Annotated in this window: 17 protein-coding genes; 8 read left to right on the forward strand and 9 right to left on the reverse strand. The window is 70.7% G+C overall.

Annotated features, from left to right (window positions below; all coding sequences use genetic code 11):
* Positions 1-14: 14 nt before the first annotated feature.
* Complete coding sequence (locus KBX46_RS16320; protein ID WP_210793119.1) at positions 15-1,847, reverse strand: glycoside hydrolase family 15 protein; 1,833 nt, start codon at positions 1,845-1,847, stop codon at positions 15-17.
* A 123-nt stretch (positions 1,848-1,970) separates the two neighbouring features.
* Here KBX46_RS16320 and KBX46_RS16325 point away from each other — a divergent pair, with 123 nt between their 5' ends.
* The gene (locus KBX46_RS16325) at positions 1,971-2,558 is read left to right on the forward strand and encodes a general stress protein (protein WP_088951610.1); all 588 of its coding nucleotides are present in this window, start codon (positions 1,971-1,973) and stop codon (positions 2,556-2,558) included.
* A gap of 44 nt (positions 2,559-2,602) precedes the next feature.
* Here KBX46_RS16325 and KBX46_RS16330 read toward each other — a convergent pair whose 3' ends face one another.
* The gene (locus KBX46_RS16330) at positions 2,603-3,190 is read right to left on the reverse strand and encodes a DUF1684 domain-containing protein (RefSeq protein WP_099852079.1); all 588 of its coding nucleotides are present in this window, start codon (positions 3,188-3,190) and stop codon (positions 2,603-2,605) included.
* A gap of 18 nt (positions 3,191-3,208) precedes the next feature.
* On the reverse strand, positions 3,209-3,793 hold the full coding sequence (locus KBX46_RS16335; RefSeq protein ID WP_210793120.1) for a TetR/AcrR family transcriptional regulator: 585 nt from the start codon (positions 3,791-3,793) through the stop codon (positions 3,209-3,211).
* 60 nt (positions 3,794-3,853) lie between these two features.
* Here KBX46_RS16335 and KBX46_RS16340 point away from each other — a divergent pair, with 60 nt between their 5' ends.
* A complete protein-coding gene (locus KBX46_RS16340) occupies positions 3,854-4,342 on the forward strand; it encodes an FBP domain-containing protein (RefSeq protein WP_088947304.1) in 489 nt (162 codons plus the stop codon).
* On the opposite strand, the gene KBX46_RS16345 is transcribed toward KBX46_RS16340, so the two are convergent.
* Positions 4,332-4,877 carry a GNAT family N-acetyltransferase gene (locus KBX46_RS16345; RefSeq protein ID WP_088951609.1) on the reverse strand — a complete coding sequence of 182 codons (546 nt, stop codon included), beginning with the start codon at positions 4,875-4,877 and terminating at the stop codon, positions 4,332-4,334. The two genes, KBX46_RS16340 and KBX46_RS16345, sit on opposite strands and share 11 nt — an antisense overlap.
* A 158-nt stretch (positions 4,878-5,035) precedes the next feature.
* Between KBX46_RS16345 and KBX46_RS16350 the strand changes: the two genes are divergently transcribed.
* Positions 5,036-5,518 carry a MarR family winged helix-turn-helix transcriptional regulator gene (locus KBX46_RS16350; protein ID WP_088951608.1) on the forward strand — a complete coding sequence of 161 codons (483 nt, stop codon included), beginning with the start codon at positions 5,036-5,038 and terminating at the stop codon, positions 5,516-5,518.
* Between the two features lie 9 nt (positions 5,519-5,527).
* On the forward strand, positions 5,528-6,514 hold the full coding sequence (locus KBX46_RS16355) for a pirin family protein (RefSeq protein ID WP_210793121.1): 987 nt from the start codon (positions 5,528-5,530) through the stop codon (positions 6,512-6,514).
* A 64-nt stretch (positions 6,515-6,578) separates the two neighbouring features.
* On the opposite strand, the gene KBX46_RS32890 is transcribed toward KBX46_RS16355, so the two are convergent.
* Complete coding sequence (locus KBX46_RS32890) at positions 6,579-6,707, reverse strand: hypothetical protein (RefSeq protein ID WP_255508778.1); 129 nt, start codon at positions 6,705-6,707, stop codon at positions 6,579-6,581.
* Between the two features lie 133 nt (positions 6,708-6,840).
* On the opposite strand from KBX46_RS32890, the gene KBX46_RS16360 reads away from it, so the two are divergent.
* Positions 6,841-8,430: a phospholipase D-like domain-containing protein gene (locus KBX46_RS16360; protein WP_210793122.1), complete on the forward strand. Its 1,590-nt coding sequence runs from the start codon at positions 6,841-6,843 to the stop codon at positions 8,428-8,430.
* On the opposite strand, the gene KBX46_RS16365 is transcribed toward KBX46_RS16360, so the two are convergent.
* Positions 8,379-9,134: a hypothetical protein gene (locus KBX46_RS16365; protein WP_210793123.1), complete on the reverse strand. Its 756-nt coding sequence runs from the start codon at positions 9,132-9,134 to the stop codon at positions 8,379-8,381. The genes KBX46_RS16360 and KBX46_RS16365 overlap by 52 nt on opposite strands.
* A 374-nt stretch (positions 9,135-9,508) precedes the next feature.
* Here KBX46_RS16365 and KBX46_RS16370 point away from each other — a divergent pair, with 374 nt between their 5' ends.
* Positions 9,509-10,333 carry a SigB/SigF/SigG family RNA polymerase sigma factor gene (locus KBX46_RS16370; protein ID WP_210793124.1) on the forward strand — a complete coding sequence of 275 codons (825 nt, stop codon included), beginning with the start codon at positions 9,509-9,511 and terminating at the stop codon, positions 10,331-10,333.
* A gap of 92 nt (positions 10,334-10,425) precedes the next feature.
* On the opposite strand, the gene KBX46_RS16375 is transcribed toward KBX46_RS16370, so the two are convergent.
* Genes KBX46_RS16375 through KBX46_RS16385 form a run of 3 tightly spaced genes read right to left on the reverse strand, consistent with a single transcriptional unit; the run spans position 10,426 to position 13,198 of the window.
* Positions 10,426-11,016: a GNAT family N-acetyltransferase gene (locus tag KBX46_RS16375; protein WP_210793125.1), complete on the reverse strand. Its 591-nt coding sequence runs from the start codon at positions 11,014-11,016 to the stop codon at positions 10,426-10,428.
* The gene (locus KBX46_RS16380; RefSeq protein WP_210793126.1) at positions 11,013-12,524 is read right to left on the reverse strand and encodes an APC family permease; all 1,512 of its coding nucleotides are present in this window, start codon (positions 12,522-12,524) and stop codon (positions 11,013-11,015) included. Before KBX46_RS16380 ends, KBX46_RS16375 begins: the two co-directional genes overlap by 4 nt.
* A 47-nt stretch (positions 12,525-12,571) precedes the next feature.
* The gene (locus KBX46_RS16385; protein ID WP_141908727.1) at positions 12,572-13,198 is read right to left on the reverse strand and encodes a GPP34 family phosphoprotein; all 627 of its coding nucleotides are present in this window, start codon (positions 13,196-13,198) and stop codon (positions 12,572-12,574) included.
* Positions 13,199-13,382: 184 nt separating this feature from the next.
* Here KBX46_RS16385 and KBX46_RS16390 point away from each other — a divergent pair, with 184 nt between their 5' ends.
* Positions 13,383-14,207, forward strand: coding sequence for a helix-turn-helix transcriptional regulator (locus tag KBX46_RS16390; protein ID WP_308159546.1), 825 nt, complete (start codon positions 13,383-13,385; stop codon positions 14,205-14,207).
* 41 nt (positions 14,208-14,248) lie between these two features.
* Positions 14,249-14,449 (forward strand): DUF397 domain-containing protein, encoded by a 201-nt coding sequence (locus tag KBX46_RS16395; RefSeq protein WP_088947295.1) that lies wholly within the window; start codon positions 14,249-14,251, stop codon positions 14,447-14,449.
* The last annotated feature ends 13 nt before the right edge of the window (positions 14,450-14,462 follow it).

Below are 14,462 nucleotides of genomic sequence, written 5' to 3' on the forward strand. Positions count from 1 at the left end.
GACGAAAGTACGGGTCAGCGACGCGGCGGGGTGAAATGCGCCGGGGGCATCCCGCACTCGCGCAACGTCGGGTCCTGCTCGACGTCGGTGAGCACACCGGCGGCATTGATCAGGCCGATGTGTGAGAACGCCTGCGGGAAGTTGCCCAACTGCTCCCCGGTCTGCTGGTCGATCTGCTCGGCGAACAGGCCCAGGTCGTTGACCCGAGCAGCCAGATCGCGGAACAACGCGTGCGCCCGGTCCCGCTCACCGGCCAACGCCAGGCAACTCACCAACCAGAACGAACAGATGACGAAGCCCGCCGGGTCGCCGTCCCAGCGCCGCAGCAGGCCGTCGTGCGACAGCCGCCGCTCCACCGCGCGGACCGTCGAGCGCATCCGCGGGTCATCGGCTCGCAGAAAACCCACCAGCGGCATCACCAGCACCGACGCGTCCAGCTCGTCGGAATCGAAAATCCCGGTGTACGACTGGAGCCGGTCGCTCCACCCCCGCTCGAGGATCGCCGCGCGCACCTCGTCCCGGGCCGCCGTCCAGCGGGCCAGGTCCTGCGGGCCGCCGAGCTGGTCGCCGAAGCGGACCGCCCGGTCCAGTGCGACCCAGCACTCCACCTTGGAGGACACGTGGTGGTGTTGCACTCCACGCTCCTCCCACATCCCGGCGTCCGGCTGTTTCCAGTCCTGCTCGGCCTGATCGGCGAGCACCCGGAGCACGTGGTAGACGTCCGTGTCGAACGGCTCCAGCTGGTCCCGCATCAGCCAGGCGGCGTCCATGGCCGCCCCGTAGATGTCGTTCTGCCGCTGCCGCCACGCGTCGTTGCCGGTCACCACCGGCGGGCTGTCGCGGTAACCGCCGAGCTGGTCCAGCCGATGCTCGGTGAGGTCCCGCTCCCCCAGGACCCCGTACATGATGGGCACCGGCTGGTCGCTGACCCGGCCCATCGCCCGGCCCAACCAGGCGAACTGCCGCCGCACCTCGTCGAAGCACGCCGACCGCCACAGCGCCCGCAGGGTGTGGCTGAAGTCGCGCACCCAGACGTAGCGGTAGTCGTAGTTGCGGTCCCCGCCGAGCTTCTCCGGCAGCGAGGTGGTCACCGAGGCCACCACCGCGCCGCTGGGCCGGTACGTCATGCCCTGCACCACCAGCCCGCTGCGCCGCACCTCCTCGGCGTAGAGGCCCTGGTAGTCGTGCTCGGCGGCCCAGGACCGCCAGCCGGCGACGGTGTCGGCGATCGTCTGGTCGGCGTCCGGCACCTCCGGCAGTGGGGCGTCGTAGGTCGGGGCGTACCCGAGTGTGAAGTTGTGGGTCGTGCCGGCGCGGACGGTGAACGTCGCTGCGGCATCGCCCTCGTCGCCGCACGTCAACCGCACGCTGCCGCGGAACGTGAGCCGCGCGGCCCCGGCGATGGCCTCGAGCATGTCCTCCCGCTCGACCAGGTAGGCGATGGTGCGCCCGTACTCGAAGCGCGGCCGGTAGTGCACCCGCATCGGCACCGCACCGGAGAGTCCCTGCACGCTGCGGACCAGCACCTGTGGCGGGTGCATCCCGATGTCGTGACCTCGCGAGCCGGGCTCGAAGGCGAGCGCGTCGGTGAGTGCGACCTCCCCCTGCGCGGTGCGGAAGACGGTCCGCAGCACCAGGGTGTCCTCCAGGTAGCTGCGTTCGACAGTGAAGTCGGCCTCCGGTCGGATCGACCAGTGCCCCGCGTCGTCGTCGAGCAGCCGCCCGAACACCGACGGGGCGTCGAAGCGGCCCGGACACCACCAGTTCACCGAGCCCGCGGCGTCGACCAGCGCCGCGCTGCGGCCGTCGGCGAGGAACCCGTAGTCACTGATTTGTCCGCTCTCCACCTGACTGGCTACCCGGGCCGCCCGCGCACATTCCTCCCATTCGGGGACGGCACTCACCGTGCTGACTGGCGTTACCGCTCGGCATGGGCGGGAACCCGGGAAGCTGACGAGGGGGGGATGCTCATGACGTCAGCTTCGGGGCCGACCGCCGCATGGCGGCCCGGCGCACAGGGTGGCGACCTGCTTCCATCCGGGCCGGCCGGCCGTTTGGCGACACCGGCCGGTGACGGTCACGGGCCGCAGGCCGGACCGCCAACCGTGACTATCGGCTCGTACCCGGACTATCCGGCCGCACAGCGGGTCGTCGACTATCTGGCCGACAACCGGTTCCCGGTGGAGCACAGCGCCATCGTCGGCACCAACCTCACCCTGGTGGAGTCGGTGCTCGGGCGGATGACCACCGGCCGCGCCGGCCTGCTCGGCGCCGGCACCGGTGCCTGGTTCGGTCTCTTCATCGGCCTGCTGTTCGGCATCTTCACCGTCGGCAACTGGCTGGCAGTGATCCTTGTCGGGCTGGTCATCGGTGCGATCTGGGGCGCCGTGTTCGGCGCTGTCGCACACGCGATGACGGGCGGGCAGCGTGACTTCACCTCGGCCAGCTCACTGCGGGCCGGCCAGTACGCGGTGACGGTCGACGCGCAGTTCGCCGACCAGGCCCGCCAGTTGCTGGGCCGGATGCAGATGCCCAACCCGGCCGCGAACAACCGCTGAGCGACGATCGACCGGCCGTCCCGGCAGTACGCCGGGGCGGCCGTTCAGTCGTGGTACGTCAACTCGCCGGCGCGGATGTCGACCTCGACGCGGTTCTCCGGCGGTGCCAGTGGGCAGGCCCAGCGGTCGTCGTAGGCACAGCTCGGGTTGTAGAGGTAGTTGCCGTCCAGCCGGACGCGGTCGCCGGGCAGCAGCTCGACGCCTCGGCCGAAGGTCCCCTTCACCGTGTCGGTGAGGTAGCGGCCTCCCCCGTAGGTGTCCCGCCCGCAGGTGCCGTCCCGTAGCGGCACGAACAGGCCGCCGCCGTACGCCTCGATCCACCACAGGGTCAGCGGCCCCCACGGTGTCTCGGCCACCGCGACCCGTCGGTACGCGACCACCCCGTCCGGACCGCCGGTGTCGATCCGCAGCTCTCCGCTGGCCGCCCGCAGCGGCGCCTCCACCACGGCGTCGGGGTTGGGCGGGAAATAGCGCACCCCGGAGAAGCCGACCCGTTCCGCTGGTGGGATCGGGCTCTGCGGGTGGGTCGCGAAGAGTTCGTCGCGCCCCGCCCGGAACCCGGTCAGGTCGACGTCGGACAGGTACAGGCGGGCGACCCGCTCCCGCCAGTCGGCCAGCTCCAGATCATCCACGCCACCGAGCCTATGCCGTCACGCGGCGGCACTTGAGCGTGGCGGCCAGTTGGTCAGGACGGCGTCGAGGGCGTCCAACGTCCGGGACCACGAGTCGTCCGTCGGACGCGGGGTGTGCCGGAAGCCGCCGGTCTGCTCCAGGCTGACGAACCCGTGGAACGTGCTGTGCATCATCCGTACCGCGTCGGTCTGGTCCGGCTCGGAGAGCCGGTAGCCGCGCAGGATGGCCCGGGTCATCTCGGCGTGCCGGACACCGGCGCTCGCCGCGGCCGTCTCCGGGTCGAGGTCGGTCTGCATGGCGGCGTACCGACCGGGGTGCTGCCTCGCGTAGTCCCGGTAGGCGTTGGCGAAGGCCACCAGCGCGTCCTTGCCGGCCCGGCCGGCGAGTGCGGTGGCCACCCTGTCGGCCAGCTCCGCCAGGGCCAGCAGGGCGATCCGGACCCGCAGGTCCCGCCCGTTCCTGATGTGGAAGTACAGGCTCGCGTCCTTGACCCCGAAGTGGCGTGCGAGCGCGGCAACGGTCACGTTCTCCACGCCCACCTCGTCGGCCAGGTCGGCCGCGACCAGGGTCAGGCGCTCGGCGGTAACCCCTGCACGTGCCATGCACCACACCCCAAACCTAGCCGTAATAATCGTTTGCCTAGGAGAGCTAGGGTACTACCTATGTTAGAGCCGACCGAATCCGCCATCCGCAAATCCTTCGTCAACTGCACCCAGGGTGAGGCGAAGCGGATGGCCGTACCGAATGATCTCGGGACGCGCCCCTGGGACGACCTCGACTTCTTCGGCTGGCGGGACCAGGCCGCACCGCAGCGGGCCTACCTGCTCGCCGAGTCCGACGGCAGGCTCGTCGGCGTGGCGCTGCGGGCGGCGACGCACCAGATCGGGCGCGTGCGGCGCAGCATGTGCTCGCTCTGCCTGACCACACACCTCGGCGACGGCGTCTCGTTGATGACCGCCCGTAAGGCCGGGCCGGGTGGGCGGCAGGGCGACTCCGTGGGCACGTACATGTGCTCCGACCTGGCCTGCTCGCTCTACGTGCGGAAGAAGAAGCACGCCGGGCCGCCGATGCCCGACCCGCTGCCCCTGCCGGAGAGGATCGACCACGTCCGGGCCGCCCTCGCGGCGTTCCTGCGCAAGGTCAACGAGTGATCTGAGGGTCGGTGGCCAGGCGGGCGTGCAGGTGCTCGTCGTAGCGGCGGCCGTCGCCGTAACGGTACGACTCGCGCAGCGTCCCCTCGGCCGCGTAGCCGGCCCGGTCCGCGACGCGGCAGGAGGCCGGGTTGGCGACCGCGTGGCACAGCTCCACCCGGTGCAGCCGCAGGTCGGTGAACGCCCAGTCGGTGAGCCGGACGACGGCCCGCACCGCAACCTGACGCCCTCGCGCCGCGGGCATCGTCCAGTAACCGATGGACGCGTCTCCGTCGCGGATGTGGTGCAGTGACACCGAGCCCAGCAGTTCGCCGTCGGTCGCGGCGGTCACCGCCATCGAGACATGGCCACCGGTGGACCAGTCGGCCCGGCGGCGAACCCAGAGCAGCGCGACCTCATCATCGATCGGGTCGCCGCCCTGCGGGTTCCACTGGGCGATCGCCGGGTCGCGCAGGGCGTCGCGGACCGCCGGGGCGTCCTCGTCCCGCCAGGGGCGCAGCAACAGGTCGGCGGCGGTGAGTTGCACGTGTTCCACGAGGCCGGAGTCTGGCACATCACGTCACCACCGCGCCGCCGGTTTAGCGTCAGCTTCCTTCAAAGCTGCACAACCGGGTGCCCACACGGCCGAGAACGTGATCCAGGAGACGCCTTGCGGCACTAGTTAAATTTTGAAGGAGTGCTATCGTCATGGGCATGACCGAGAGCCTGGACAGCACCCGAGAGGCCGCCTGGCGCGCCTACATCGAGGCCAGCCAGCGTCTCTACACGCAACTGGAAGAGGACCTGCGCGCCGAGAGCGATCTCAGCTTCGCCGACTACCACGTGCTGGTCCTGCTCTCGGAGGCACCGGGGCAGCGGCTGCGGATGGGTGAGCTGGCCAGCCGGCTCATCTTCTCGCCCAGCCGGCTGACCTACCAGATCTCCTCCATGCAGCGCCGGGGCATGGTCAGCAAGGAGCCCTGCCCGGACGACCGACGCGGCAGCGAGGCGGTCCTCACCGCCGCCGGGCTGCTCGCCCTGCGGGATGCCGCACCCCACCATCTTGCGTCGGTGCGCACCTACCTGATGGACGACCTCGACGACGCCGAGGTCGCCTGCCTCACCCGGGTCTTCGGCCGGATCGGTGACCGCCTGCGGGCGTCCCGGGCCGGCTCGACCACCCACGCCACGAGCTAGGAGCCCTCGATGCCCGCGATCACCGTTGACAACGTCCTCGTCCTTCCCCGCCTGCCCCGGCTGGAGGGGTCCACCACCTTCCGCCCGGTGCGCAAGGTGACCACCGCGCCCACCGGCTTCGAGGGTGAGGGCTTCCCGGTCCGTCGCGCCTTCGCCGGGGTGTCGACCACCGACCTGGACCCGTTCATCCACCTCGACCAGATGGGCGAGGTCGACTACGCGCCGGGCGAGCCGAAGGGCACCCCCTGGCACCCGCACCGCGGCTTCGAGACCGTCACCTACATCATCGACGGGGTCTTCGACCACCAGGACTCGAACGGCGGCGGTGGCACCATCACCGACGGCGACACGCAGTGGATGACGGCGGGCAGCGGGCTGCTGCACATCGAGGCGCCGCCGGAGCACCTGGTGATGAGCGGCGGGCTGTTCCACGGCACCCAGCTCTGGGTCAACCTGCCCCGCTCGGCCAAGATGAACCCGCCCCGCTACCAGGACATCCGAGGTCGGGAGTCGGCGCTGCTCACCACGCCCGACGGCGGTGCGCTGATCCGGGTCATCGCCGGCGAGGTCGCCGGGCACCGGGGCCCGGGGTCGACCTTCACCCCGATCACCATCACGCACGTCACTGTGCAGCCGGGGGCGCAGGTCGACCTGCCCTGGCAGCCCGACTTCAACGCCCTGGTGTACGTGCTGGGTGGTCGTGGCACGGTCGGCACCGACCGGCGGCCGGTGCGTACCGGTCAGCTCGCGGTGCACGGCCCGGGTGACGCGCTGCGGTTCAGCGCCGACACCACGCAGGACAGCAACACCCCCGCGCTGGACCTCTACATCATGGGCGGCCAGCCGATCCGGGAGCCGGTGGCACAGTACGGCCCGTTCGTGATGAACACCCGGGACGAGCTGCTCCAGGCATTCGAGGACTTCCAGGCCGGCCGGCTCGGCGTGATCCCCACCGAGCGACTGCCGCACACCGGCGGTCAGGGCACCCGGCCCTGACCCCGCGTCACCACTGAGATCGGCGCCAACGCCCCCGGTTCACCACGGGAGCGCCGGCGCCGCCTCAGGAGACCGCAAAAATCCCAGCGACGCCCAGAATCACCATCACCAACACCGCTACCAGCGCACCCCGCTCGCTCTCCACCGCCGGCTCGCGGTACTCGGTCACGGGATTCGTCGTGTCGCGGGGCATGGTGTGGCCTCCTCGGCTGTTGTCACGTCGCTTCCGATGGCGTTGACCAGGGGCCGGTCTGCCGGCCCGGCATGCGGACCCGCGTCGGGGGTCCTACCGTGAGGACGTTGCCGACCTCCAGGGGGGCTGGACGTTGCCGTTGCAGGACTGGTTCCTCACCGCTGAGGAACGCGCCAACCCGGTGTCTGGGTTACCCGTCTGGACCAGGGGAAACCTCGCCGAGCCGTTGATTCACGGCGCCGCTTACTTCGACCGGCTGGTCGATGAGGTGGAGGCTCTCGGCCCCGGCGACCACCTGTTCTTCACCGACTGGCGGGGCGACCCGGACCAGCGGCTGCGCCCGGACGGCCCGACCGTGGCCCAGCTCTTCGCCCAGGCCGCCCAACGCGGTGTGGTGGTCAAGGGGCTGATCTGGCGCTCACACCTCGACGTGCTGGCCTACAGCGAGGCGGAGAACCGCGACCTCAGCGAGACGATCTCGGCAGCCGGCGGCGAGGTGCTGCTCGACCAGCGGGTCCGGCGCGGCGGGTCGCACCACCAGAAGCTCGTGGTGCTGCGACACCAGGGCGCACCGGAACGGGACATCGCGTTCGCTGGCGGCATCGACCTGTGCCACAGCCGCCGCGACGACGCCGATCATCATGGCGACCCGCAGCCGGTGCAGATGTCCCCCCGCTACGGGCCCAACCCGCCCTGGCACGACGTGCAGCTCGCGGTGCGGGGTCCGGTGGTGGGCGCTCTGGACACCCTGTTCCGGGAACGCTGGACCGATCCGATGCCACTGGACTCGGAGAACCCGATGGCCTACCTGCGGGATCGGCTGCGCGGTGCCGACCTCCGCCCTGACCCGCTGCCCGAGCAACCGGCCGACCCGCCGCCGTGCGGTCCGCACCAGATCCAGGTGCTGCGCACCTACCCCGCCGTCCGCCCGCGTTACTCGTTCGCGCCCGACGGCGAACGGACCGTGGCCCGGGGTTACACCAAGGCGGTACGCCGCGCCCGCCGGCTCATCTACCTGGAGGACCAGTACCTCTGGTCCGCCGAGGTCGCGGATCTGTTCGCGCACGCCCTGCGGGACAACCCGGAGCTGCACCTGGTCGCCGTGGTGCCCCGCCACCCGGACGTGGACGGCAGGCTGGCGCTGCCACCGAACATGGTCGGGCGGGAGCAGGCGCTGTCGCTGTGCGAACGGGCCGCACCGGACCGGGTGCACGTGTTCGACGTCGAGAACCACGCCGGCGACCCGGTCTACGTGCACGCGAAGGTGTGCGTCATCGATGACGTCTGGGCCAGCGTGGGCAGCGACAACTTCAACCGCCGGTCCTGGACGCACGACAGCGAGCTGTCCTGCGCGGTGCTCGACGACACCCGCGACCAGCGGGAGCCCACCGACCCGGCCGGCCAGGGCGACGGTGCGCGGACCTATGCCCGGGACCTGCGGCTGCGGCTCTGGCGCGAGCACCTGGACCGTGACCCGGCCGGCGCGGACGACACCGACCTGCTCGACCCGGCCGACGCGGTCGCGGCTGTCACGGCCGCCGCCGACGCACTCCAGCGGTGGTACGACGACGGCCAGGTGGGCGAGCGACCGCCCGGACGGCTGCGCCCGCACCGCCCCGAGCGGTTGCCCTGGTTCACCCGGGCCTGGGCGTTGCCGGTGTACCGGCTGGTCTACGACCCGGACGGCAGGCCACTGCGGGCGAGGCTGGCCGGCACGTGGTGAACCGCTCGGGCCGGCTCCGGCGCCGTGGCGACGGTCGGGTGCACGCTCAGCCCACCGGGATAGGCGAACGAGGAGCGCGGCGAGTAGTAGCCGAAGCCGATGGTCAGTGGGTTGTCCGGGCGGAGCGCGTACGTCGGGTGCCCCGGCTGGAGGAACTCCACCGACTCGATCTCGAACGGGGCGACCGGCTCGGCGATGAACGGGTAGACCGAGCTGAGGAGCTGGCCGTCCCGACGGGTGAAGTAGCGGTGGTGCCCACTGCTGATCGCGTGGCCGGTCTCCCCCACCCGGCACCGTGCCCGGATCAACGGCGTCCGGTCGATCGTCGTCTCGGAGAGCAGCTCCTCACCGCTCACCTCGATCCGGGTGCGGCCGGCGAGCACCGGGGCACCGCGGGCGGCAGCGTACTCACGGACCAGGCGACTGGAGGCCACGTACTGCGTCCACCAGCCGCCCGGGCTCAGGCCGTCGGGGGCGTCGACGCCCAGCAGTGAGACGCCGAGGTAGGTCAGCGTGTACGCGCCGAAGCCGGAGGTCTGCGTCTCGTCCTCGACGATGTACTGGTTGAGGAACACCTGGCGGTCGGGGCGGGGGCAGAGGCCGGGCGGGACCAGTGCGGCGACCGCGTCCGGATCCGCCGGCAGCCAGCTGAAGTAGAGCGTGCGACTGTTCACGACGAGCTGGGGAGCGGCTGGATCGAGCACGGTGCCTCCGAACCGGGTGTGTACACCGACGCTACGGCCGGTCCCACCGGCGGGACAAGGACGGATAGTCGACACTGCTGCCCCATTGTCGGATTTCATGTTGACCGCTCGGCGCGGGCCGAGGGCCGTTCGATCGAAACCGAGGGATAACCGGGCGGCAAGGCATGGCCGGAAAATGGGTAAGGACCCTCACAGTCCTCTCAACTTCCGCCGCGTTCGCCCCTTTTGTGGTTCGACACACCTTAAGTACATCAGCCTTTCGGCTAGATTTCCGCGAGACGATCAGGTTAAGGTGGGTCCCGAACGGCCGATAGGAAGCTAAACCAAAGCGTCACACCTTTTTGTCCGCGGACGAGGTGCAGGGAGGACCACCCATGACCGCTTCAACGATCACCGAGCAGCCGACCACCGCTGCCAAGGCGAGCACCAAGCTTGACCCGCGCGCCCTCACCGACAGTGCCGCCGACCTGCTCAACGCCATGGCCGCGCTGCCCGCCAACCACCCGTCGCGTGCCGCCCTGCGGGACCGCGCGATCGAGGCCTGGCTGCCGCTGGCCAACCACCTGGCCCACCGCTACAGCGGGCGTGGCGAGCCGACCGACGACCTGGCCCAGACCGCCGCGGTCGGCCTGATCAAGGCCATCGACAAGTTCGACCCCTCCCGCGGCGTCGACTTCGCCGGCTACGCGATCCCCACCATCATCGGCGAGCTCAAGCGGCACTTCCGGGACCGCACCTGGGACATCCGCGTGCCCCGCCGGCTCCAGGAGCTGCGTCTGGCCATCTCCGACGCCAACAGCTCGCTGCTGCAGACCCTCGGCCGCTCGCCGACGGTCGCCGACATCGCCGCCCACCTCAAGCTCACCGAGGAAGAGGTGCTGGAGGGCCTGGAGGGCGCCCGCGCGTACAACGCGGTGTCGCTGTCCACCCCGACCGGCGACGGCGAGCGCGCGACCGAGCTGGGCGACATGCTCGGCGGCGAGGACAGCGAGTTCGAGCTGGCCGAGCTGCGGGTCGCCCTCGGCCCGGCACTGGCCACCCTCGACGAGCGCGAGCAGAAGATCCTCACGCTGCGCTTCTACGGCAACCTGACCCAGTCGCAGATCGCCGACCAGATCGGCGTCTCGCAGATGCACGTCTCGCGACTGCTGACCCGGGCGCTGACCAAGCTGCGCGGTCAGCTCGACGGCACGTACTGATCAGTCCACGACAGGAGGGCCGGGTCCATTGGACCCGGCCCTCCTGTCGTGTCCGCATTGTCACGGGAGCGTGACAGCGCGGACCGGTCCGGTCAGCGGCTGACCGGCTCCCGCCACATCGGCCAGAACGGCGTGCCGTCGGGCACCCGGAACGGCTCCCCGGCCAGGTAACCGTTCTTCGCGTACAGGTCCCGGCTGCGCGGGCTGCTCGCCTCCAGGTACGCCGGCATCGCGTTGGCGTCCAGCCAGGCGTGGTGGTGCCGCATCAACGCGGTGCCCAGCCCCTGACCCTGCCGGCCCGGCTGGGTCGCCAGGAAGGCCAGGTGGTGGTGCTCCGGATGCGGGTGGTGCGCGGCGAACAGCTCGTCGAGATGCTGGAACCGGTCGGTCCACTCGCCGCAGGCAGCAGCCAGCCGGGCGTCGTAGTCCACCGGCGGCGGAGCCGGCTCGCCGACCGACGGGAACCACACCGCGACGGCGGCCCGGTCCTCGGTGGCGTGGACTAAGCCGTGCCGCATGGCGTGCCCGACCAGGATCTCGAAGTCCCCGGCCAGCACGGCCTCCCGCTTGCTCGGGTCGGGCACCAGCCAGCGCGTCACCTCCAGGACGGTGAACGCCTCGGCGATCCGGCCGGCCACCAGGCTGGTCTCGTCGGGTCCGAGTTGCTCGATGACGATGCTCATCGGTTCACCTCCACGCTGGCCGGTGCCTCTGGCTTGACCGCAGCGGCAGCGCTCGCCGCTCCGAGGCCGATCCGGGCGTACGTGTCCGGACGGCGACGGCGCAGCACCAGCGCCCAGTTGATGCCCAGGAGGGCCACCACCGGGAACACGGCGGGCGCTAGCCAGCGCAGGGGGGAGTCCGGCGCGACGCCGAGCAGGTTGGCGAAGTTCGACACGGCCAGCCAGATGATCACGAAGAGCGCGAGGGTGGCCAGGACGGGTGCGATGACCCGCCGCCACAGCGTCTCGTCGCCGCCGGAACGGGCGAAGTAGGCGATCACCGCCACCGAGGTGGTGGCGATCAGCAGCAGCACGCCGAAGCCGCCGGTGGTGCCAACCCAGAAGAACAGCTTGACAACCGGATCCCAGCCGTTGACCGCGTACAGCAGGATGACCAGCAGGCCGAACACGCTCTGCGCCACCGAGGCGGCCTGTGGCGCGCCGCTGCGCGGCGAGGTCCGTCCGAACACCGCAGGCAGCACCCGCTCCCGACCGAGTGCGAACGCGTAGCGGGCCGTGGTGTTGTGGAAGGAGATCATCGCGGCCAGCACCGAGGTCAGGAAGAGCACCTGGCCGATGGTGACCGCGGTGTCACCGAGGTGCGCGGCGGCCAGGTTGAAGATCAGCCCGACGCTCTGCTCGCCGGCCTCGCTGACGATCTGATCCGGTCCGACGGCGACCGCCATGGTCCAGGAGGAGAGCGCGTACAGCGCGGCGACGATCACCACCGAGAGGTACGTGGCCAGCGGCACCGTCCGCTTCGGGTCCTTGCTCTCCTCGCTGAACACCACGGCGGACTCGAAGCCGACGAACCCGAGGACGGCCAGCACCAGCACCGCGCCGACCCCGGGCACGAAGAGGTTGTCGGGCGCGAACCCGGCGAAGCTGACCTCGCCGCCGGCCGGGTTGCCGAGCTGGCCCAGGTCGAAGATCAGGACGACCACGATCTCGGCGACCAGCAGCGCCGCCAGCACTCGGCCGTTGATGTCCACCCGCAGCAGGCCGAGTACGCCGACCAGTGCCCACGCCACCAGGGCGACGATCGACCAGTGCGGATGCCCGCCGAAGATCCGGTCGAGCACCGGCTCGGCCGCCACGCCGATGGTGCCGTACAGCCCGACCTGGAGCGCGTTGTACGCGGTCAGCGCTACCCAGGCCGCAGCCACACCGGCCGGTCGGCCCAGACCTCGGGAGACGTAGGCGTAGAAGGCGCCGGCGTTCTCCACCCGACGGGACATCGCCACGTAGCCCACCGAGAACAGCGCGAGCACCGCGGCGACCAGCAGGAAGGCCAGCGGGATGCCGGTCACGCCGATGACGCCGTAGCCGGTGGTGACGACGCCGGCCACCACGGTCAACGGCGCGGCGGCGGAGAGCACGAAGAAGATCACCGAGGGGATGCCGAGGCGGCCTCGGGCCAGAGATTCGGAGACGTTGCTGGGTCGGTCGACTGTCGATGTCGGTCGCATACGACTACTCCGGTTGTCGAGGGAGGGGTAGGGGGTTACCGGGGGGATCAGGGGAGGCCGCGCAGCACGGCGGCGCCGACGGCGGCCTCGGTGTGCCCGACGAGCTCCTTGAGGGGTGCCGGCAGCGCGGGGATGAGGACGTTCAGGCGGTGGTGGGCGCGCGGGCCGGCGCTCCACAGCACCTCGCGGGTCAGCCCCGTCGCCACGACCAGGCCGAGCAGCAGAGCATCCGGCACGCTTGGCGGGTCCGGCCGTTCCAGCAGGGCCCGCAGCCGGGTGGCCGGCCAGGCCACCGCGTTGAGGTCGATCGGCAGGTAGCTGACCGAGGTACGCAGCAGCCGACGGCTCTCCTGGCGGCGCAGCACGCCGGCGCGGGCCAGCCGCTCCCCCACCGAGGTGGTCGCGCTCTGGGCCAGGAAGCTGAGCCAGATGCGCAGCTCCTGGTGCTGGGACTCGCCGATCAGCTGGTCGAGCACGGTGTGCGCCAGCGCGTCAGCCGGCGGACGGCGGTCGATGACGGTGACCCGGCCGTCGGAGACGGTGATGTGTCCATAGAGGAGCAGCTCGCCGAGCAGCCCGGCGGCCAGCCCGAGCCCGGTCGCCGCCGGGTGCAGCTTGGCCTTGCCACGACTGTCGTTGTGTGCGATCAGGAAGAACTCGTCGGCGCTGAGCAACGGTCCTCCCCGCACAGGTGTGTCCACAGTGATCGCGACCGGGAAAGGATGCACCGACTGCTACTGCAACGCAACTCCCAGATTTGAAAGTTGCACTCCGTGCAGGCGCGACCTGCGGATCTTGTTCTGTCAGACTCGGACGGTGACCGCCGTTCCCACCACCCGATCCGCCACCAGCCCGACCGTGCGCCGCCGACGCATCGCCAGGGAGCTTCGCCAGCTCCGGGAACGCGCGGGTATGACCCTCGATGTGGCGGCCCGTCAGCTCGACATGTCGAAGAGCAATCTCTCCCGCATCGAGACCGCCCAGATCGGCATCAAACCGCGCGACGTCCGGGCGGCACTCGCGCTCTACCAGGTGACCGGCTCCGACGCTGAGGCACTGATCGAGATCGCCCGAGGCGCGCAGCAACGCGGCTGGTGGCAGAACTACAGCGACGTGCTGCCCGAGTGGTTCGAGTTCTACGTCGGGCTGGAGGCCGAGGCGGCGACGCTGCGCACGTACGAGGCCGAGTCGGTGCCCGGGCTGCTGCAGACCGAGGCGTACGCACGGGAGATCTTCCGGCGCACCGCCGGCGAGGACGGCCTGGAGCGCAAGATCGCCGCCCGGCTACGTCGACAGGAGGTGCTGCGTCACGAGGATCCGGTCCATCTCTCGGTGGTGCTCAACGAGGCGGTGCTGCTGCGCCCGGTCGGCGGCGCAACGGTGATGGCCGAACAACTGGTCCACATGACGCGGATCGCGCAGTTACCCAACGTGACAATCCAGGTACTTCCATTCGCGGCTGGCGGCCATCCCGCGATGAGCACCCCGTACGTGATCCTCAACTTCGCCGATGCCGCCGACGCCTCGGTGGTTTACCTGGATAACCTCACGATGGGACTGGCTCTGGAGGATGGCGATCATGTGCTCGGGTATAGCCTTCTGCACGAGGAGCTGTGCCGGATGGCGCTCGATCCGACGGCGTCACTGACCCGTCTTGAGCATGCTTCTCGTAACTTTGCGTGACCGCTTCTGCGGCACGCCGACGCAGACGAGAGGTATCCCGGATGACCGCGCACGACCTGACCCGAGCGGACTGGCGCACCAGCACGCGCAGCAGTGGCAACGGCAACTGCGTGGAGGTCGCGACAGCCGACGGTCAGGTCGCCGTACGCGACAGCAAGGACCGGTCCGGCCCGGTGCTCGCCTTCGGGCCGTCGGCCTGGCGGGCCTTCGTGGGGGGCGTCGGCGAGGTCCGTCGGCGTTGAGGCACCCAGGCCG

The sequence above is a fragment of the Micromonospora sp. C81 genome (genome assembly GCF_018070425.1).
GTDB lineage: Bacteria > Actinomycetota > Actinomycetes > Mycobacteriales > Micromonosporaceae > Micromonospora > Micromonospora zamorensis.